Genomic DNA, 19,083 nt, shown 5'->3' with positions numbered 1-19,083 from the left:
GTGATGCTCGAAACATTTGAAATTACCCTCACTCCCTTTAATAGAAAAAGAAAGGTTCGTATGTATTTGCCTGATGACTGCAAGACATCCGGTAAAAGTTATCCTGTGCTGTATATGCATGACGGGCAAAATCTGTTCCGGGATGAGGATGCAGGGTATGGTGTGTCATGGGGAATGGCTGATGTGCTCGCTGAAATAGGTCTGGAGATCATCGTAGCTGGAATCGACTGCAATGAGGAACGCTTTGGACGGTTTAATGAATACGGTCCGTGGGTCAGCCCTGGTCTTGGTCAGCGCCTGTTTAAGTTAGATGAAGAGCTGGGTGGAGAAGGCAAGGAGTATATTCGGTTTTTAGCTGAAGAATTCAAGCCGATGATTGATGCGAACTATCCAACGATTCCGGAAGAATCCATCATGATGGGAAGCTCAATGGGCGGTCACATTACAACTTATGCCATTTGCGAGTATCCGGAAATTTTCAAAAGAGCGGCTTCCCTCTCCTCTGCTTATTGGTTTAACCAGCCTGAGATGGAAGAAAAAATCCGCAGCAGCGATTTAAGCGCCGCAGAAAAATTTTATATGGACGTTGGAACAGCTGAAGAAACATCGATTATTAACGCTCAAACCTATATAGATTCAAGCATTCCGGTTTATGAAATCATGAAGAGGAAAGTAAGAGATTGCCGGTTTGAGCTTATTCATGACGGGATTCATCATGAATCTGCCTGGAGAGCAAGGCTTCCTAAGATTTTGGGGTATTTGTTTGATTAAAGGAAAAAGGACCCACGATGGGTCCTTTTTCCTTTATTTATGATATTGAGCGGTAAAATGCTTCTGGATCGGAAATGCGGTTGATAATTAAAAATTCGGCTTAAATTCTAATAAAGTTCAGCAAAGCATCCGTCCCGCCAGCTTTTCGTTCGATTTTTCTGCTAATCCGCTCTTTTGTCTTTACCTTGTCCGCGATTAAGTCAACATGAACCGTAAGAACCCTTTTCCCTTTGCAGGTTCCTATTCCTGCAGCCTGCTGCTTTTCTAAATCGATAAGAGTAAATTTCGTTTGTATTCCGGTTGGCTTATAGACAGTTTGTCCGAAGCTTTTGCTGTTTCTCCGGCGCGGTGAAATTGCCAAGCCGATTACTGCTATGGATACAGCCAATAGAATCTTATTGATAGAGAAGCACCTTCTTCCATCAGGGCTTTTATTCTATAGATTTTCTCCTTCTCCGAAACCTTTCCTCTCCATTTTGCCCTTTGCGTAAAAACGATAATATAATGCACAGGCGACTAAGAAAGGAATTCCGCAGTAAAGAGCCATTCTTTGATCAGGGATAAAGGCAAGACTGATCATGACTAGAACATTCGCTGCGAGTGCTGTCAGCGGAACAATTGGATATAGTGGGGTTTTGAATTTTAAATCCTCAATATTCCCGCCTTTTTTTAAAAATGATTTTCTTCCCATGTAATTGGAAAGCGCAATCGATGCCCAAACAAATACCGCTCCAAATCCTGCTATTGATAGCAGCCACAAGTACACCGTATCTTCTGCAAAAAATCCGCATAGCAGGCATAGACAGCCAACTACCATGCTTGCAATCAAAGCATTGATTGGAACTCCTCTTTTACTCAGTTTCCCGAATCTTTTATTGATCATCCCTTCTTGGGACATTGACCAAAGCATACGTGATGTGGCATATAATCCGGAATTTGCAACTGATAAGACAGCGGTAATAATAACAAAGTTCATAATATCGGCAGCATATGGGATCCCGATTTTATCAAATACAACGACAAACGGGCTTTCCATAACGCCTGCTTCTTTCCACGGAAACAGTCCTGCCAATACAAAAACAGAAAGAATAAAGAATATCAAGATCCTCCATGCTGTGTTATTAATAGCTTTTGGGATCGTTTTTTCTGGATTTTCACTTTCTCCCGCTGCAATCCCCACGAGCTCAGTGCCCTGAAAGGCAAAGTTAACACTGATCATGGTGATTAAAACGGCGGTCAATCCGTTCGGAAAGAGCCCCCCTTGGCCGGTATAATTGCTGAAAAATGGTGCAGGATTGCCGCCCCCCATCTGAAGCAATCCAAACATAGCGGCTCCGCCTAACAAAATAAATGCAAGAACAGTTATGACTTTAATACTTGCAAACCAGAATTCTACTTCTGCAAAGCTTTTTGAGGATAAGGCGTTAATGCTAAATAGCAGCACAGCAAATACGACGCACCAAATCCATGCCGGAACATCCGGAAACCACCGTTTCATTAATATACTCACGGTAAGCAATTCTAAACCGACGGTGACCGACCAGTTCAGCCAGCCCATCCATCCCACTACATAGCCTGCTCCGGGTGATATAAACTTTGTTGCATATTTTTGATAGGATCCAACATGGGGAAGTGCAACCGCCAATTCACCAAGGCAAAGCATTGTCAAGTACATGACAAATCCGCCAATCAGGTAAGCAAGAATAGCTCCACCGGGACCAGCCTCGCCAATTGTAAAGCCGGTACTCAAGAATAATCCTGTACCGATTACCCCTCCAAGGGCAATCATTAAAATATGTCTGTCTTTTAATTCTTTTTTTAGTTCATGACGCTGTTCTGACATGGGATCCTCCTTCTATGTAAGCGATAACATTCTAAATAAATCTCTCCTATTTTATCATTATTTAGTATTATATGAAAATTTATTTTTTTCCAAAAACAGACTCAACCCCATTTCTATTCAGTCATTCAGGTGCGCCATCTGGACATTTATGGATAATTGAAGATGTGATGCTCCTTCCTTGCAAGGTTATTCCAGAATAATAGAAAAAAAGAAGCCTATGGAAGACTTCTGCTTTTTCTGACGTCCCATTCCTCTCTTAATATACCCATTCTAATGGAATCGTAATATTCGCCATTATACAGTCTGCATTTTCTCATCCTGCCCTCTAGCTTCATCCCCTGTTTGGCAGCGGTGCGCATCATGCGTTCGTTGCCTGACCACGTCGTGATACCGACCCTTGGAATCGGCATTGATGTAAATAAATGTTCAATCCAAAGGGCTAAAGCTTCCGATCCGTACCCTCCGCTCCAGAAATCCGGATGATAGATAACAATACCAGCCTCCAGCCAATTTGAAGGCTCATACTCCCAATAGTATGCTACAGTTCCTATCAGCTGCATGTCTGCTGTTATTTTAGCTTCCATACCTGCAGGCTTTTCAGCCATTTTCCGTTTATAAACCTCAAATGTTTTTCTTTCAAGGTGAAAATACGGTGCATCCCACTTCTTCCATTCAGGATTCGCTTCCCCATATTTTAAAAGATACAGCTCTTCATAATCCTGTTCGTCAATCCAGCTAAGCTTTACTTTTTTCCCTGCAGCAATCATGATCCATCACCTCCCCCTTTATTTCTCCAGCCTCCCCGATGTTCCCTCTAAAATCAAAATATTTGGATTAGAGATATCTCCCTGCTACACTAATTGAGTAATTCTTTTTAAAAGGGAGATGTAATATTAATGGCTTCTTATAATAAATTGTTCGAACCTGTAAAAATTGGAGCATTTGAATTAAAAACCCGCTCCGCTATGGCACCGATGACCCGTTCTTTCTCTGATGATGAAACTGGGGTGCCGGGTCCGGAAGTAGCGGAATATTACCGAAAACGTGCAGAAGACGGCATTGGCCTTATCATTACAGAAGGCGTTGTGATCAGCAGCCGTGCAAAGGGGAACCCCGGCGTACCAGGAATCTTTACTCAAGAACAAATCGAAGGCTGGAAAAAAGTAACGGAAGCCGTTCATAAAGAGGGCGGAACAATCGCTGCCCAAATCTGGCACGTTGGACGCCTTAGCCATCCAGAGCTAATCGTCGGCCAAACTCCTGAAGCTCCATCAGCGATTGCTGCTGAAGGTCAGGTACCTCGCTTCCGCAAGCCATATGCTGTTCCTGAAGAACTGTCAAAGGACGATGTTCAAAAGGTCATTGGACAATATGCGCAAGCAGCGCGCAATGCGATAGAAGCGGGCTTTGACGGAGTTGAAATTCATGGAGCCCACGGTTATCTGATTGATCAGTTCAATAGCTATCAATCCAATAAGCGTGATGACGAATACGGCGGAGAGCTTGCACAAAGGCTTTCATTCATGAAACAGGTCATCCGTGCTGTTATTGATGAAGTTGGTGCGGACCGCACCATTATCCGCTTCTCCGCTCATAAAGTAGACGCTCCCGACTATCGCTGGGAAGACGCAGATGAAGCGATGAGAACGTATACCGAGGCTTTCAAAGAAACGGGCATTCAAATCATTCACCCATCTATTATGGATGCAGAAGAACACATCGCAGAAAATCAAACACTGTATGACTTGGCCAGAAAATATTGGGACGGTCCAATCATCGGAGTCGGCAGCCTCAATGCTGATAAAGCAGAAGCAATGCTTGAAAAAGGCGTTATGGATGTTGCAGCATTTGGACGCCCGCTGATCGCCAACCCTGATTACTTGCAAAAAGTAAAAGAAGGAAAAGAATTAACCCCTTATGAACCGAAAAAACACCTGGTTGAACTGGTGTAAATAGAAAACGCCCGGACTAAACCATTGTCCGGGCGTTTTTTATTTTTGAATTATCAATCCACTGATATTTGCGGGATCGGCGTTTCTCCTGCAGTCTCGATTCCTCGACAGTGTATGAACTCTCAATCACGCAGCCTGTTTATCACCTTTCGATACTCATTCGGTGTCATGCCCTCCGTTTTGCGAAACAGCTTTGAAAAATAGGTAGCATCATTGATTCCCGTTTCTGCTGCAATGAATGCAATTTTATCATCTGTGGTAGCTAAAAGCCTCTTGGCCTGTGAAAGCCGGTATTGGTTTAAATACTGTGACGGAGTAAGCCCAAGAGTTTTTTGCATGCAGCGAGTGATGTAATCCTGATGAAAAAGAATGTTCCTCGACAGGTCCTCCATCCTGATTTCCTCATGATAATGTGCCTGTAAAAACCGAATGGCTTCATTTGTCACCTGTTCAGCAGCAGTAGGGATATTGAGTGCCTCTTTTTGCAGATGAACCATCAATTCCTGAAAATACAGCTGCTGTCTTAGAGGGAAATCAGCTGACTGGCTTGTAATACTCAGCAGGTTTTCAAGTAATTTTTCCGCTGCCATCGGATGCTCAAGCCGAGCTTTTTGTCTAATCCGAAATTGATATTCAGCAGGCTGTTCAAAATCAGCCTCTTTTTTTTGTGCATCAAGCCAGTTGTCGTGCCCCTCAGTGTGGACACCAAATTCCCCTTCGGCTTTAAAATGCAGCCAAAAAACCTCCGTATTCACTGTACTTTCCCGATGGCCATAATGCTCCCGGCCCGGTATCAGCATTAAGTATTCTCCATCCCTCACACTATACGGAACTCCGTTTTCCGTCATATACAGTTCACCCCGCTTCACATACAGCATGTCAAATACACTGAATGTTCTTTTAAAATGGCGGTTTCCTGCTTTAAAAGAAAATTGGCCCCCTTTAATAAAGGTTGGGAATGGCGGAACATGAAAAGTCAGAAAAGACATACAATAGCAAGCCCCTCTCAGGTCGTATTTTTCCAAGTTTAATCGGTTTGCTCTCTTTCTATTATAATCCAGCCGCTGTAAACTAGGAATCGCTGTATTACATACAGCAGGGGAGGAATACAGATTGACTAAAAATATAGATAAAAAACAATTAACTTTATTTGCTTTAACATGGCCGATTTTCATTGAAATTTTTCTTCATATGCTAATGGGAAACGCCGACACATTTATGCTCAGCCAATATACAGATGATTCAGTGGCAGCAGCGGGCGTGGCTAATCAGATTTTAAACCTGGTGATTGTCATGTTCGGATTTATTGCAACAGGGTCAGTCATCTTAATAACACAGAATATTGGAGCAGGGAAAGAACAAGCTGCTAAAGATGTGGCGATCATGTCGGTAATTGCCAATTTAATGATAGGACTGCTGGTCAGCGTCGTTCTTTTTGCGTTTAGTAAACCCATTCTTCAAATCATGAACCTTTCCCCTTCCCTCTTGGAAGAAGGAAACAAATATTTAGGAATTGTCGGCACCTTTATCTTTATTCAAGCTTTGATCATGACAGGCTCCTCTATCCTGCGGAGCTACGGCTATACGAAAGATACCATGTTCGTTACAGTCTGCATGAATGTACTGAATATTTTCGGGAACTATTTACTGATTTTTGGAGCTTTTGGCTTTCCTGAAATGGGGATTCAAGGGGCAGCCGTTTCAACCGTGTTTTCAAGGGTTTTAGGGCTGATGGCTGTGGGAATTCTCCTTGTAAAACGGATTCCGGCTCTAAAAACAATCATGGACCTTAAGTGGATCCACCTGAAAAATCTGCTAAAAATAGGCATTCCCTCAGCAGGGGAACAGCTTGCCTATAACATGTCCCAGATGGCCATCACCTTCTTTGTGGCTATGATTGGGACTGAAGCACTAACTACCAAAATCTATGCTCAAAACTTAATGATGTTTATCTTCCTCTTCAGCATCTCCGTCAGCCAGGGTACGCAAATCCTTGTTGGCCGGATGGTGGGAGCAAAGAAATATGAAGAAGCATTTAATCGCTGCATGAAAAGTCTTTATCTTGCGATTGGCGCATCTTTATTGATGGCAGTCATTGTAAGCACCTTCTCGGATAACCTGTTTGATTTATTCACGAACAACGAGCAAATCATTCAAACCGGCAGTATGCTGATTCTGCTAACCATTTTACTTGAGCCCGGAAGAGCCTTTAATCTCGTGATCATTGGAGCACTTAGAGCAGCCGGGGATGTGAAATTCCCTGTTTATATGGGGCTGATTTCAATGTGGGGGATCAGCGTCCCTGTCGCCTACCTGCTTGGTGTTCACTTCGGATACGGTCTTGCAGGCGTATGGATTGCCTTTATTCTCGATGAGTGGACAAGAGGAATTATGATGTACATCAGATGGAAATCAAGGAAGTGGGTATCAAAAGGATTTGTAGAAAAGGAAAAAACCGCCTTGCAGGAGCAGACGGTTTAACAGGGAGAGCGCCGGTTGATGCCGGCGCTTTTTTACTTTTTTATTACCTCTGTTAAACTTGGTTGTTGATTGCAGCTAGCAGGCGCTCGCTTTCCGCGGGGCGGGCGGTGAGCCTCCTCCTCGCTTCGCGACTGCGGGGTCTCACCTGTCCCGCTGCTCTAAGCTCGGAGTCTCGCGCCTTCCACTCCAATCAACAGGTGTTAAAAATCAATACCGGGCTTTAACAGAGCCTTTTTATTAGATACTTCTTGTATAAACATGATGTGCCAGAATCCCCGGCAAACGTTTAAGAACTGACAATCCCGATAAGCATTTTGAAAGACTTTTGGTTCTTCTTCATCCTTTTAACGCCTTCCTTCGAATCAATAATTAAAACATCATAATGTATCCATATACATAAATAGATTGAACAGAAATGGATAGGACCTGATAGTCCTTTCTCTTCTACTTAAATACCATTGCCTTTCTCTGTCTCCGTTCTGATTAACCTCTTATTCCCAATACCGATAAAAATCTTCTTTACAATTTAATGAACACTTCAAAAATGCTGACTTACTAAAGGAAATTTATGTATAATAAAAATAGAACGGCCGTTCAATTCAAGAGAGGAGATTTCATTTCATGCCAGGCACACGCCGCTATGACAGCGGGAATACGAGAAAAGAAATCTTAGAGCATGCTCGAACCTTATTTTCTCAAAAAGGCTATAATCAAACATCAGTTGCTGATTTAGCCAAAGCATCCGGCTACAGCAAAGGGCACATTTATTATCATTTTGAAAATAAAGAAAAGCTTTTTGTGCTGCTTGCACAGAGAACGATGAAGGAATGGAATGATAAGTGGATGAAAAAAGAACAAATCTATCAAACTGCCAGCGAAAAGCTTTACGGAATGGCTAAACACGTGCTTTATCATTACCAAACTCCGCTGCTCCGTTCCGGACAGGAGCTTGCATCCAATCCGCAGTCCAGCCCTGAATCTGTTAAACAGCTATACGAATTAGCAGTGGTCCCCATGGCTGCCTACAGGGCTATTTTCACAGAGGGAATCAAAAATGGGGAATTTGCTGCTCATGGGAGCGCAGACCAATGGACGGCTCTTTACGGAACCTGGCTCGGTGGACTGTGCCAGCTTACAAACACTCAGGAGCCAGCTTCCCTGGAACCGTTATTTCATGAAGCAACATCGATATTTCTAAAGTCCATCCAATCCAGTTAGGAGGAAAAAAGATGAACATCGCACTGATCGGCGACAGTTTAACTGAAGGAAGACCCGGTATTCCTTTTTCCCGGCTGTTAAAAGAACAGTTTCCCGGTTTCCGGTTTGATAACCTGGGAAAAGGAGGAGACACAGTCTTGAGCCTGTATGCCAGACTATCCAAAAAGAAGCTTCCCGCTCCATATGATCTCACCTTTCTTTGGATTGGTGTGAACGATGTATACACGAAAATGCTGAATGCCCAAGCTCAGATTCCTGCCAAAGATGAGAAGGAATTTGAGGAGGTGTACAAAAAATGCGTGGAAATCATACTTGCCTCATCGAAACGGGTTGTTCTTGCCACACCAGCCCTAATTGGTGAACATGTTGACAATCAGGCAAACAAGCAGCTTAGAGCTTTATCCTCCATCATCCTGTCAACAGCAGAAAATCATCCAAAACTCCTCTGTCTAGACCTGCACACAATTTTTAAAAACCACCTTGCCCATACAACAAGCTCAGATTATATCTCTGTGAAGGTTACTCGGATTATGGCGGATGCTCTTTTTTACAGAAAACCTTCAAGAATTGATGAACTATCCAAAAAAAGAGGTCTCCATTTAACGCTGGATGGCGTACATTTGAACAGCCTAGGTGCCCAAATCGCTGCCAGTGAATATGCACAACTTATCGAAACGGAAAATAAGAAGGCAGCATTATAACTCTTTCAGTCAGGGGATGATGGGATGGAAGACAAAAAGGTCGCAATTGTAACCGGCGGAGCCTCGGGAATTGGAAAAGCACTATGCATGGAATTATCCAGGCAAGGAGCTGCTGTCATTATTGCAGATATTAATGAAGAGGAGGGAATGGCCGCTCAAGCATCAATACCCCATTCGGCATTTGTTTATTGCGACGTAACCGATTTCAGCAGCATGGAGCAAATTATTAATGGAGTATGTACGGAATATGGAAAACTTGACTACTTATTTAATAATGCAGGAATTGCCCTGTATGGGGAGTTCTCGGATATGAACCTTGACCACTGGAAGAAAACAATGAACGTGAATGTATGGGGAGTGATACACGGAACACAGATTGCGTATGCCATAATGAAAAAACAGGGATTCGGCCATATCGCAAACACAGCTTCCGCTGCAGGACTCGGTCCATCCCCTGTTTCAGCTGTTTATTCGGCAACCAAGCATACCGTTGTAGGATTAACGACTTCGCTGCATTATGAAGCTGCAGCCTTCGGAGTGAAGGTGACCACCCTCTGCCCCGCCTTTGTGGACACCCCAATTCTCAGCAAAGCAGAAGCTGTTAATCTGGATAAATCCATCATCATGGAGCAGTTCAAAAAACAAAAAATGATGTCCCCTGAAAAATTTGCAAAAATTGCTTTAAGAGGTATACACAAGAATAAGCCGATTATTTGCCCCTTGCCCCTTAGAAAAACATTGGATATCTTCTTCACCCTTTTCCCTGCTGCACATACATCCCTAATGCGTCTTGTTTGCAGGGTTAGCAGGAAGGCACGGATTTCTGCCTAACAAATAGATATTGGCTGTCTAGCAGACTTGCTGAGAATAAGTGCATCTAGATTGACCCCCTCCCCCCTGAGGCAATGATAGATTCCAGGGGGGTATTTTTTATATAGGTACTTTGAACAATTATGGTTAGGCTGATTGGAGCGGAATCTGCGCGACTCCTGCGTGAGCAAGCTGCAGTTCCAATCAGCCAGCGCCAATACTAATTGAAACCCGGCTTTACCAAAATCCCACTGGTTCATTGCTCTCTGGTGCCAATTCATCTACCTTCTCTTCTATCCTCTGAAGTCTAACATTTCTGCTTTTCATTCCTTTAACACCCTTTACTGCAAACACAATGACAGCTGCAGCGAAAACGATAAGGATTAAAAAGGCAGCAAGCTGAAAAATAATATCGCCTATATTGTAATGCCCCTGAACAGTTGCCAGCATTGAAGCCTCTCCTCTTAAAAAGCAAAGAGCCGATCATTGTTCCTAATCGGCCCTTTCCTCTTTATTTTTTCAAATGATAAGGTACGGTTGTAATAATTACGTTCCTTCTATAAAGGAGGAATGCACGAATCAATAAGCTGGATTGATTGTGAAGAATATTGTGCCAGCCTTTTTTCGGGATAAATTGCGGGATGACCACTGTAACCTTGTAGTTGGATTCCCTCGCTTTTTTCTCCACCGTATCGACGAATTTCGTTAATGGATTAATGATGCTGCGGTAATGGGATTGCAGGGTAACAATCCGAACATCCGGCTGCCATTTTTTCCATTTTTCTTCAAACTTCCTCTCATCCTCGCGTTCAAATGAAATATAAACAGCAATGATTTGATCAGGTGAGAGAGATTTAGCATAGTTTAATGAATTTTCGACGACGTGTGTAATACCCGCAACAGGTACGATGATGACGTTTCCTTCAATCGGAATTGCCGGCTCGCATGTCGTAATTCTAAGCTGATCTCCGACTGCGTCATAATGCTTCCTGATCTGGTGAAACAGCACAATAATGATTGGCAGGAAGACCAAGATGGACCAAACCTGCCCGAATTTTGTTAAAAAGAATATGATGGTTACAATGAAGCAGATCACTGCCCCCGTTGTATTGATAATAAATTTAGGCATCCAGCCTGCCGGTTTTTCACGCAGCCATTTTACCATCATTCCTGTTTGGGAAAGAGTAAATGGAATAAATACTCCAACTGCATAAAGCGGAATCAGGTGCTCTGTCTGCCCTTTAAATGCGATAATAAGGATAATAGACAAAATGGACAGAATGATAATTCCATTTGAATACCCTAACCGGTCACCGCGAACCGTAAACATTCTAGGGATAAACTTATCCTTCGCAAGATTCACTGCAAGAAGCGGGAAAGCGGTGTAGCCCGTATTCGCCGCTAAAATTAAGATCAGGGCAGTTGTCCCCTGAATAAAGTAATACATGAAGTTCCGGCCGAAGGTTTCTTCCGCAATTTGAGATACGACCGTTACCTCTGCATTTGGAATAATTCCATAGTAGTAGGCCAGATACACAATTCCAGTAAACAGAATAGCGAGCAGGGTTCCCATAGCTATGAGAGTTTTAGCCGCATTATTAGGCGCCGGATTCTTAAAATTGGGAATCGCATTGGAAATTGCTTCAACCCCTGTCAGGGCTGAACTTCCTGATGCGAATGCTCTTAATAAAATGAATAAACTGATCCCTGCAACAGGAGTACCGACCGGTGTATGGAGATCAGGTGATACATGACCTGTTAATATATTGTATATTCCAGCGCCAATCAAAATGAATAAGGCAAAAACGAACAAATAAACAGGATAAGCCAAAACAGAAGCAGACTCCGTTACTCCCCTTAAGTTTAAAATAGTCAAAAGGATCACAAAGACAATGGCAATCTCAACATTGTAGGGATGCAAAGCTGGAAACGCAGATGTAATGGCATCCGTACCTGCAGAGACACTTACCGCAACCGTTAATATATAATCAACCAGCAAGGAACCGCCGGCAATCAACCCCGGATTGACACCAAGGTTGTTTTTCGAAACAACGTATGCTCCTCCTCCGTGAGGATACGCGAATATAATTTGACGATAGGATAATATAAGAGCTGTCAGCAGCACCAATACGCCCAATGCAATCGGAATCGAATACCAGAAAGCTGCCGCGCTAATTGTCACCAGGACAATTAAGATCTGCTCCGGACCATATGCAACCGAGGACAGTGCATCAGAGGAGAGGATGGCCAGCGCCTTCTTTTTGTTAAGCTTCTGTTCACCGAGCTCACCTGACTTTAATGGCCGCCCGATTAGAAGCCTTTTTAATGAATGAATCAAATTTTTCACCGCCATATAGTAGTAAACTTAAGTTGCCCTTTTTTACCCGTAAAAATTAAAATCCTAACAATAAAAATGCCTGCAAGTCATGTTTAACAGACTTGCAGACATGTAAATTCCTGTCTCACAAGCTCCACCTTCCTTCTCATATAACGCTGACGAGGTTAGCTGCCGGATTCGGGCCATTGAGTAGCCCTACCTGTTAAGGATTCACCCCAAGGATTCATTATGTAAAAATCCATTTCTAACGGGTCCCCCGTATCACACGATTTAAGCGATTTAGAAACATGAAACCGTTGATTATCATACTCCCCTCAATAGGAAATGTAAATAAAAATTTTCGCTTTATTTTCGAATGGCTAAATAGAGATAAAATCGTTCCGAATCGGAAACAATAAATCATAAAAAGATTGGAGGAAAGACCATGTTAAAAGAAAAGAAACCGTTATTAACTGATGAATTCTTAGACGCTGTAGAAAAGGAGATCTCGGATCTATACGGAGTTCAATCAATTGAGGAAAATGAGATTCCTTCAGAGGGCGCACTGGCTGATCAATAAAAAAGAGCATCAGGAGGAGATGCTCTCTTTACTAATACCATATTATTTTATTTCAAATTCTGCTGCCAGATCAGTCTTCATTCTTAATTCATTATGAACGTCCTTTACAACTCTGTATTTTCCGGAATGTAATCTCGATGTATCAAGCTTTAATGTTTGGGATTTTCCAGGAAGTACGGTAATTCCTATACTCTTAAATGCCATATCCAGATTTAACTGTTTCCATTTACCTGCCGTCCATTTTTCGAAATGATACGATTCTCCGGTTAATAATTCCTGAGGACCGTAATTTTCCAGCGTTAGTTGAAGACTGTCCGATTTTGATATCTTGTTTTTATTTAGATATACCTTTGCGTTAATTTCAGCTGTTGGAACGTAAATGAGCTCAACGGCTGTATCCTCTACCTGTCCGGCTTCATCCAGAATTTCAATGCTAATCAAATACAGAGCATTTTCTTTATCAGGCAAAACCGCAGAGAAGTTTTCCATTTTTGCCGTCTTTTCCGCAACCAGTTTCAGTTTTTTGTAATGGCGGTCTCTTTCTGTCAGCTGATAGCGGATGGTTTTCTCAGCAGAAGCCACTTTTATCACAGCATGTACAGGGGATTTCGCAGACATATAGTACCCTGAGGTATCAAAGTGGAAGCCTCCCCTTCTCTTGAAATACTTTCCCGTATGGGGACTATATTCTGTTTGCTTGTGAATGTTTAACGGCCATACAAAATATTCATCTTCCTTGCCTGGAGCTCCGATTTGAGAAGGCAGCTCGCCATCAGCATAACCTGATGTTTGAGCTTCCTCTTTTGAACAAGCGGAAAGTGCCAATGCTGCGAGCATGAAAAATGCCATGATTTTTTTTAGCTTCATGAATTCTCTCCCTTATTTAGTAGTCGAATCCCTTCCATAGCAGCAACAGGGGTATGGAAAAAGCGTTACATTATCAAATTAGTCGACTTCGGATGGTAAAAGTTTCAAAATCAGCCATGCAACCACTCTTTTCTTGTGCAGTCTGCCTCCCTTTGCCTATAATGACGATAAAGAGGTGAAGAATTTGAAGGCGGATCATTGGCTTTATGTTTTTTTTCTTATTTGGTACGGCTGCGGTGTTATTTTGCTTGGGTTTGACATTCTGCCAGTTTGGCTGGAATGGGCCAACGTTGTTTTTCTCATAGTGGCCGGAATTCTTGGAGGAGTATATTTCTATCATACATACGGCCCGAAAATGGGGATTGGCTTATCATTGACGGTCATCCTTCTTTCTATTTTCGCTGAGCATCTGGGTGTGGAATACGGAATCCTTTTCGGCGACTACTATTATACAAAGGATTTCGGTCCTCAAATTCTGGGTGTTCCCATTGCGATCGGCTTTGCATGGCTCATGGTGATTGGCGGTTCACATGCTATTTTAAAAGCCTTTTTCCCCCATGCTCCCATAATCGTTTTCAGTGCAATCGGCGGGCTGCTGGCAGTAATGATTGACTTAATCATCGACCCCGTCGCAGCTGAAGTAAAGGAATACTGGGTTTGGACAGCGGAAAGTTTTTATTACAACATCCCGTTTTCAAATTTTTCAGGATGGTTCATTACGGCGTTTGTTCTCCATTTGATTATTGGGCTGGCGGAAAAAGAGCGATACACACACGTTCCGCTATGGCAAAACCGGATTACGGCTGTGTACTTTTTAGTGCTGTTTATGTTCGTACTGCTGGCGGCGCTTCATTCCCTCTGGCTTGCTGTCGGCTTCTCCATGATTCCTGCAGTACTTGTACTGGCATGCTATATTTTCTCAGTAAAGAGGGGTTCACATGATCGAAGCCAGCAAAAGCAAGTGGTTTGATTTTGGATTTTCCCAATATACCAAAAGGCTGTTCAAACATCATTTTAAAGGAATCTATATACATACTGAAGAAAACCTGCCCTTGAAAGCACTGTGGTGTGCAAATCACAGCACCTGGTGGGATGGCCTTGTCCTTCATTATATAAACAGGACGGTGCTTAGACAGGATTTCAATATAATGATGCATGAGAAGGGCCTTAAGGATTTCCCCTACTTCCGCCGGCTAGGAGCGTTTTCTGTGAACCGGGAAAACCCGAGAGATATTATTCAATCAATTAAATATGGAGGATCGCTCCTTAAAGAGGGCAAGAGTGTCGCCATTTTCCCGCAGGGAGACGAAAGACATCTAGAACAGCGGCCTTTAGAATTCCTATCAGGTATCATAGCCATGGCTGAGATCAGTCCGGAAACACCGATTCTGCCGATTGCCCTTTACTATTCATTTGGATCCGAAAAGAAACAGGAGCTTTATATTGCCATCGGCGAGCCGATTTCCTATTTAGATTTGGGCGGCAGCCGGAAAGAAAAAACAAGAATTCTTGAAGATCTGTTTACCGCTGGGCTTGACGAGCTGAAAAGAAAGGTCATTTCGCGTGATACAAACGATTTTCTAAACGTTCTTTAAAGGAGAAGGAAAGCGATGAAAAAAGCCGTAGTGATCGGAGCGGGCCTTGGCGGTCTTTCTGCAGCAATCACCCTTGCCAGTAAAGGCTGGGACGTCACCGTGGCTGAAAAAAACAGTCATCCGGGCGGAAAAATGATGCCGGTGAAACTTGGATCGTTCCACTTTGATTTTGGACCGAATACAATTACAATGCCTCAGGTTTTTGAAGAGGTTTTTCATAAGGCCGGCAAAAAAATGCAAGATTACTTGGACATGGTGAAGCTGCAAAAACACACCATAAATTACTTTTCGGATGGGACCGCCTTTTTCCTAAGCAGTGATAGAACGGCCATGAAGCAGCAGCTTCTTAATCTGGATCCAAAGGGTTACAGGAATTACGATCGGTTCATTGCGGAGATTTCAAGATTGTACCACTTATCAGAAAAGCACTTTTTCCCCAGAATGTTTAAAAGTGTGCTGGATTACACCTCACCAAGCCTCAGCTATGCGTTCGTGCGGGTCCGTCCACTTGAGACGATGGACCATTTTTTCAGAAGATACTTCGGCAATGAACAGGTGATACAGGCATTTAACAGGTATGCGACCTATATCGGTTCATCGCCCTATCAATCTCCCGCAACGTTTGCGATGATTGCTTATCTGGAGCTTGTGCAAGGAGTATTTTATGTTAAAGGCGGAAATACAAAAATTGCAGAAGCCTTTTATGAAATTGCCCAGGAAATGGGCGTACAGTTTATGATGAATACAAAGGTTCAGGAGCTGCAGATTTCGAACAAACGCATTAATACGGTGCTGCTTGAAAACGGCCAGGAGCTGACAGCTGATGAGGTTATATTAAATGCTGATCTGCTAAAGGCTTTTCCAGAGCTTGTAGCCGAAACTGAACGTCCTCATTTTCCTGATAAAAAACGAAATGGATATGCTCCCTCCATCTCAGCATTTGTGATCCTTGCTGGAATAGAAGGAAAAATCGAAACGCTCGCACATCATAGTGTCTTTTTTTCAAAAAACTACCGTAAAGAATTTGAAGAGATTTTCAAAAATCAGGACTACAGTGAGGATCCAACCATCTATATAAGCAATTCTTCCATGACGGACCCATCTCAAGCTCCAGATGGAAGCAATCTATTTATCCTTGTAAATGCACCGCCTCTTACCGAAGATGGCAGGCTGAAGATTTCGCCGCAAGCCTATAAAGCTCTTATTTATAAAAAATTAGAGGAGGCCGGCATATCTCTATCTGGAAAAATTAAAGAGGAACAGCTCTTCACACCTATCGATATTCAGGATCAGTTCGGTGCCTACCGCGGTGCTTTATACGGCATTTCCGCTAATAAAAAGTGGGATGCCTTTATGAGGCCGGGCAACTTCCCGGCTGATATTCAGAACCTTTCCTTTGCAGGAGGCAGCACCCATCCAGGAGGCGGTTCGCCGATGGTAACCATCAGCGGAATGAACGTTGCTGAAGAGATTGCAAAGAGGAAATGAGGAGACGATAAAATGGAACATGAATTAAAAGAAATCATCAAAAAATGTGATACTGCTATAAAAGAGGAAGACTTTGATACTTTGATGAATTATTATACGGAGGATGCCATTCTTGTAGTGAAGCCCGGTAGAATTGCACGGGGAAAAAACGAGATTAAAAAAGCCTTTATTGAGATTTCCAAATATTTCAACAATAGTATCGTGCCCGCACAGGGGGAAATGATTATTCTGGAAGCTGGAGACACGGCGTTAGTCCTCTCCCAAACCCTGCTTGATGCCGATAAAGAGGACTCGGAATTTTCCATGGAGCGAAAGGCAACCTATGTTTTTAAGAAAAATTCAAATGCTGAATGGCTTTGTGCCATTGATAATTCATACGGTACAGATTTACTCTCTAATTAGAAATGAGCTTACATACATAACCCAAGAACACTCGAGGTATAAGTGCACTTGGGTTATTTTTTTGATTTTGGCTCTGTTAAAGCCTGGTGTGGATTTTTAACACCTGTTGATTGGAGTAGCGGGACAGTGAGACCCGGCATGCGCAAAGCGGCGAGGAGGCTCAATCAGCCCGCCCAAGTATAAGAGAACGCCTGCTAGCTGCAATCAACAGTAAAATACGCAGCAGAGCGTGAAAGTCAAAGCCTTAAACTCAGGCTTTTGCGAAAGGCTTAAAGCACGCACCATGCAGCGAAAATCAGCTGTTCTAGGGTTCAACCTTAAAAATGAGCAGCATAAGCAAAGTGACAGATAAAAACTGAAAAGCAATCCCAATACCATAGAACTCCGCAGCATAGCCAAACCCCAGGCCGATTGCTATGCTCAGCATATTGCAGACAAATGCATCTATGGATGTAATAGTCACCCTGAACTCATCAGCTGCTCGGCTCTGAACCATTCCGGATAGAATTGGGCTTGCCAATTCCAATATCGAAATTGCAGCTATGACTAACACGACAGCACTCCAATGCTCTACAAATCCAAAAAGAAATATAGCAAGAGCCGCAGCAGCAAAAACTGGTTTCAATCCAAATCCATTTTTTTGATAGGTTTCAGCCAATAGATTAGCCGTTGCACTTGAGCCGGTAATCGCAAAACTGATGTACCCGAAATAAATAACCGAAATACCGATCTCCGGATAAACAAGCATGCTCATTTCATAGAGCTCACTGTGCAGCACCGTGCCGGAAATACCGCTGACAAGCAAAATCACCAGCAGACGCCTGCTTTTAAACGTATAGGAAATTCCAGCTTTCAGGTGAATCCAAATATCTTGACGAATCGGTTTTTCATCTGTCCGCTCATTTTTGGGTTCATCCAAAGTGAGTGCATAATATATACAAAGCGGAAAGCTGATTAGGGATAGCCAGTATGTTATTTCATACGATGTATAATAAGCTAAGTAGCCTCCAGCTATTCCCGAAAAACCAAGAACGGTGTTTCCCGCAAATTGATAGCGGCCGTTCCACTTCACATACTCCTCTTCCCTGCCATGTTCCTTCAATGACATGTAAAGAATAGACTCCATGACCCCTGACTTTAGAGAACCGCCAATTGCAGCTGCTAAGTAAGCTAAGCTGAACCCGAATAGATCATATGCAAAAATAGAAGCCACAAACTCAAAATAGCAGATAAAAAGACCGGCTGCGAGCACATACTTCTTTTTCCAAATATCCGCTAAAGCTCCGCACGGTATTTCCAGCAATGCACTGATTACCGCGTAAAATATAATCAGGTTTTGCATTTCCAGAACGGACAATCCCCGTGACTCGGCAAAAAGCCGCTCAATTACATAGGCAAAAACCAGTCCCTCGCAAATCGAAACAGCAAGCAGTTTTCCGGTATTTTTCATCGCTCCGCCCTCCTCTTTTTTTCCTTATTACAAGGAGGATTAAGGCGGACCGCGCGAATAGGGTCAAAATCAGCAGCTGGATTTATTGCGGATCATATATGCAGCCCCCTTTATTCTTCTTAAATTTTCATATTCTGTCGTTAGATTGATTATTCCTTTGTTTTTATTAGGTTTTAATCCCATAGCATTGGAAGAGGCTACAAATGAATTCCAAGCGGCAAATAAAATCCAAGCAGCAAAGCTGCCCCTAGCAGAAACATACAGATTACCCAAAGCGGTTTATACGTCTCTCCTTTTTTCTGGTGAACAAGAATGATTTCCATGAAGCCGACAGTCAGGGCGCCAATTGCCGTTTTCACCAGATGACCGAAAGAAATACTGATTTGCGACACCAGAAAAAATCCGGTTGCAAGTACAAAGAAGTATGTGATTCTTAGAAATACATGCAGGATGGACGCAAGTTTAACCTTGCCATGCTTATGTAAATAATAGACAGCAAAAAAGAGAAGCACAGCAATCAGCCAGCTCGTAATGTGATAGTGGGTCATGAAAGATACCTCCTGCAGCCAATATAATCCGTTTGATTTTAGCACAGAAAAGGAAGCGTC

Annotated in this window: 20 protein-coding genes, 1 pseudogene and 1 riboswitch; of the genes and pseudogenes, 11 read left to right on the top strand and 10 right to left on the bottom strand. The window is 42.9% G+C overall.

Annotation, left to right across the window (positions count from 1 at the left end; genetic code table 11):
- Positions 1-3: 3 nt before the first annotated feature.
- Positions 4-771 (top strand): alpha/beta hydrolase, encoded by a 768-nt coding sequence (locus tag J9317_RS06135; protein ID WP_211557061.1) that lies wholly within the window; start codon positions 4-6, stop codon positions 769-771.
- A gap of 100 nt (positions 772-871) precedes the next feature.
- Here J9317_RS06135 and J9317_RS06130 read toward each other — a convergent pair whose 3' ends face one another.
- The 3 genes from J9317_RS06130 to J9317_RS06120 form a co-directional block, all read right to left on the bottom strand.
- Positions 872-1,132 carry a hypothetical protein gene (locus J9317_RS06130; protein WP_211557059.1) on the bottom strand — a complete coding sequence of 87 codons (261 nt, stop codon included), beginning with the start codon at positions 1,130-1,132 and terminating at the stop codon, positions 872-874.
- Between the two features lie 75 nt (positions 1,133-1,207).
- Positions 1,208-2,614, bottom strand: coding sequence for an amino acid permease (locus tag J9317_RS06125; RefSeq protein ID WP_211557058.1), 1,407 nt, complete (start codon positions 2,612-2,614; stop codon positions 1,208-1,210).
- Between the two features lie 215 nt (positions 2,615-2,829).
- On the bottom strand, positions 2,830-3,381 hold the full coding sequence (locus tag J9317_RS06120) for a GNAT family N-acetyltransferase (RefSeq protein ID WP_211557057.1): 552 nt from the start codon (positions 3,379-3,381) through the stop codon (positions 2,830-2,832).
- A gap of 129 nt (positions 3,382-3,510) precedes the next feature.
- Between J9317_RS06120 and J9317_RS06115 the strand changes: the two genes are divergently transcribed.
- The gene (locus tag J9317_RS06115) at positions 3,511-4,566 is read left to right on the top strand and encodes an alkene reductase (protein ID WP_211557056.1); all 1,056 of its coding nucleotides are present in this window, start codon (positions 3,511-3,513) and stop codon (positions 4,564-4,566) included.
- 122 nt (positions 4,567-4,688) lie between these two features.
- Here J9317_RS06115 and J9317_RS06110 read toward each other — a convergent pair whose 3' ends face one another.
- The gene (locus tag J9317_RS06110) at positions 4,689-5,555 is read right to left on the bottom strand and encodes a helix-turn-helix transcriptional regulator (RefSeq protein WP_211557051.1); all 867 of its coding nucleotides are present in this window, start codon (positions 5,553-5,555) and stop codon (positions 4,689-4,691) included.
- Positions 5,556-5,679: 124 nt separating this feature from the next.
- Here J9317_RS06110 and J9317_RS06105 point away from each other — a divergent pair, with 124 nt between their 5' ends.
- Complete coding sequence (locus J9317_RS06105) at positions 5,680-7,047, top strand: MATE family efflux transporter (RefSeq protein WP_211557049.1); 1,368 nt, start codon at positions 5,680-5,682, stop codon at positions 7,045-7,047.
- Positions 7,048-7,333: 286 nt separating this feature from the next.
- Here the strand turns inward: J9317_RS06105 and J9317_RS20545 are convergent.
- Positions 7,334-7,480 (bottom strand): annotated as a pseudogene (locus J9317_RS20545) (DUF3977 family protein); the annotation flags it as partial.
- A 188-nt stretch (positions 7,481-7,668) separates the two neighbouring features.
- On the opposite strand from J9317_RS20545, the gene J9317_RS06095 reads away from it, so the two are divergent.
- Genes J9317_RS06095 through J9317_RS06085 form a run of 3 tightly spaced genes read left to right on the top strand, consistent with a single transcriptional unit; the run spans position 7,669 to position 9,797 of the window.
- The gene (locus J9317_RS06095; protein WP_211557047.1) at positions 7,669-8,265 is read left to right on the top strand and encodes a TetR/AcrR family transcriptional regulator; all 597 of its coding nucleotides are present in this window, start codon (positions 7,669-7,671) and stop codon (positions 8,263-8,265) included.
- Positions 8,266-8,276: 11 nt separating this feature from the next.
- Positions 8,277-8,966 (top strand): SGNH/GDSL hydrolase family protein, encoded by a 690-nt coding sequence (locus J9317_RS06090; RefSeq protein ID WP_211557045.1) that lies wholly within the window; start codon positions 8,277-8,279, stop codon positions 8,964-8,966.
- Positions 8,967-8,990: 24 nt separating this feature from the next.
- Positions 8,991-9,797, top strand: coding sequence for an SDR family NAD(P)-dependent oxidoreductase (locus J9317_RS06085; RefSeq protein ID WP_211557042.1), 807 nt, complete (start codon positions 8,991-8,993; stop codon positions 9,795-9,797).
- Positions 9,798-10,013: 216 nt separating this feature from the next.
- Here the strand turns inward: J9317_RS06085 and J9317_RS06080 are convergent, their stop codons facing one another.
- Together J9317_RS06080 and J9317_RS06075 are read right to left on the bottom strand one after the other, a co-directional pair.
- A complete protein-coding gene (locus J9317_RS06080) occupies positions 10,014-10,226 on the bottom strand; it encodes a hypothetical protein (protein ID WP_211557038.1) in 213 nt (70 codons plus the stop codon).
- Positions 10,227-10,287: 61 nt separating this feature from the next.
- A complete protein-coding gene (locus J9317_RS06075; protein WP_211557036.1) occupies positions 10,288-12,114 on the bottom strand; it encodes an APC family permease in 1,827 nt (608 codons plus the stop codon).
- Between the two features lie 137 nt (positions 12,115-12,251).
- A riboswitch (cyclic di-AMP (ydaO/yuaA leader) is annotated at positions 12,252-12,401 on the bottom strand.
- Between the two features lie 137 nt (positions 12,402-12,538).
- Between J9317_RS06075 and J9317_RS06070 the strand changes: the two genes are divergently transcribed.
- Entirely contained in the window at positions 12,539-12,673 is a 135-nt protein-coding gene (locus J9317_RS06070; RefSeq protein ID WP_211557032.1) for a hypothetical protein, read from the top strand.
- Between the two features lie 42 nt (positions 12,674-12,715).
- Here J9317_RS06070 and J9317_RS06065 read toward each other — a convergent pair whose 3' ends face one another.
- Entirely contained in the window at positions 12,716-13,540 is an 825-nt protein-coding gene (locus J9317_RS06065) for an immunoglobulin-like domain-containing protein (RefSeq protein ID WP_211557031.1), read from the bottom strand.
- A 184-nt stretch (positions 13,541-13,724) separates the two neighbouring features.
- Here J9317_RS06065 and J9317_RS06060 point away from each other — a divergent pair, with 184 nt between their 5' ends.
- Genes J9317_RS06060 through J9317_RS06045 form a run of 4 tightly spaced genes read left to right on the top strand, consistent with a single transcriptional unit; the run spans position 13,725 to position 17,025 of the window.
- On the top strand, positions 13,725-14,510 hold the full coding sequence (locus J9317_RS06060; RefSeq protein ID WP_211557030.1) for a carotenoid biosynthesis protein: 786 nt from the start codon (positions 13,725-13,727) through the stop codon (positions 14,508-14,510).
- Entirely contained in the window at positions 14,479-15,135 is a 657-nt protein-coding gene (locus tag J9317_RS06055; RefSeq protein WP_211557029.1) for a lysophospholipid acyltransferase family protein, read from the top strand. Before J9317_RS06060 ends, J9317_RS06055 begins: the two co-directional genes overlap by 32 nt.
- A gap of 15 nt (positions 15,136-15,150) precedes the next feature.
- Positions 15,151-16,623, top strand: a complete 1,473-nt coding sequence (locus tag J9317_RS06050; RefSeq protein ID WP_211557028.1) for a phytoene desaturase family protein — start codon at positions 15,151-15,153, stop codon at positions 16,621-16,623.
- A gap of 12 nt (positions 16,624-16,635) precedes the next feature.
- On the top strand, positions 16,636-17,025 hold the full coding sequence (locus J9317_RS06045; protein WP_211557027.1) for a YybH family protein: 390 nt from the start codon (positions 16,636-16,638) through the stop codon (positions 17,023-17,025).
- Positions 17,026-17,329: 304 nt separating this feature from the next.
- On the opposite strand, the gene J9317_RS06040 is transcribed toward J9317_RS06045, so the two are convergent.
- The gene (locus J9317_RS06040; RefSeq protein ID WP_211557026.1) at positions 17,330-18,475 is read right to left on the bottom strand and encodes an MFS transporter; all 1,146 of its coding nucleotides are present in this window, start codon (positions 18,473-18,475) and stop codon (positions 17,330-17,332) included.
- A gap of 197 nt (positions 18,476-18,672) precedes the next feature.
- Complete coding sequence (locus J9317_RS06035; protein ID WP_211557024.1) at positions 18,673-19,023, bottom strand: DUF1516 family protein; 351 nt, start codon at positions 19,021-19,023, stop codon at positions 18,673-18,675.
- Between the last annotated feature and the right edge of the window lie 60 nt (positions 19,024-19,083).

The sequence above is a fragment of the Metabacillus flavus genome, assembly GCF_018283675.1.
In the GTDB taxonomy this organism is placed as follows: Bacteria; Bacillota; Bacilli; order Bacillales; family Bacillaceae; genus Metabacillus_B; species Metabacillus_B flavus.
The sequence above is the reverse complement of the archived record's forward strand: the minus strand, read 5'-3'. Positions and strand labels throughout refer to the sequence as shown.

Excerpts from the sequence above, each read along its gene's own strand:
- J9317_RS06095 (WP_211557047.1), top strand. The coding sequence starts at position 7,669 with ATGCCAGGCACACGCCGCTATGACAGCGGGAATACGAGAAAAGAAATC.
- J9317_RS06065 (WP_211557031.1), bottom strand. The coding sequence starts at position 13,540 with ATGAAGCTAAAAAAAATCATGGCATTTTTCATGCTCGCAGCATTGGCA.
- J9317_RS06080 (WP_211557038.1), bottom strand. The coding sequence starts at position 10,226 with ATGCTGGCAACTGTTCAGGGGCATTACAATATAGGCGATATTATTTTT.
- J9317_RS06040 (WP_211557026.1), bottom strand. The coding sequence starts at position 18,475 with ATGAAAAATACCGGAAAACTGCTTGCTGTTTCGATTTGCGAGGGACTG.
- J9317_RS06115 (WP_211557056.1), top strand. The coding sequence starts at position 3,511 with ATGGCTTCTTATAATAAATTGTTCGAACCTGTAAAAATTGGAGCATTT.
- J9317_RS06135 (WP_211557061.1), top strand. The coding sequence starts at position 4 with ATGCTCGAAACATTTGAAATTACCCTCACTCCCTTTAATAGAAAAAGA.
- J9317_RS06050 (WP_211557028.1), top strand. The coding sequence starts at position 15,151 with ATGAAAAAAGCCGTAGTGATCGGAGCGGGCCTTGGCGGTCTTTCTGCA.
- J9317_RS06120 (WP_211557057.1), bottom strand. The coding sequence starts at position 3,381 with ATGATTGCTGCAGGGAAAAAAGTAAAGCTTAGCTGGATTGACGAACAG.
- J9317_RS06110 (WP_211557051.1), bottom strand. The coding sequence starts at position 5,555 with ATGTCTTTTCTGACTTTTCATGTTCCGCCATTCCCAACCTTTATTAAA.
- J9317_RS06090 (WP_211557045.1), top strand. The coding sequence starts at position 8,277 with ATGAACATCGCACTGATCGGCGACAGTTTAACTGAAGGAAGACCCGGT.
- J9317_RS06045 (WP_211557027.1), top strand. The coding sequence starts at position 16,636 with ATGGAACATGAATTAAAAGAAATCATCAAAAAATGTGATACTGCTATA.
- J9317_RS06070 (WP_211557032.1), top strand. The coding sequence starts at position 12,539 with ATGTTAAAAGAAAAGAAACCGTTATTAACTGATGAATTCTTAGACGCT.
- J9317_RS06055 (WP_211557029.1), top strand. The coding sequence starts at position 14,479 with ATGATCGAAGCCAGCAAAAGCAAGTGGTTTGATTTTGGATTTTCCCAA.
- J9317_RS06125 (WP_211557058.1), bottom strand. The coding sequence starts at position 2,614 with ATGTCAGAACAGCGTCATGAACTAAAAAAAGAATTAAAAGACAGACAT.
- J9317_RS06085 (WP_211557042.1), top strand. The coding sequence starts at position 8,991 with ATGGAAGACAAAAAGGTCGCAATTGTAACCGGCGGAGCCTCGGGAATT.
- J9317_RS06035 (WP_211557024.1), bottom strand. The coding sequence starts at position 19,023 with ATGACCCACTATCACATTACGAGCTGGCTGATTGCTGTGCTTCTCTTT.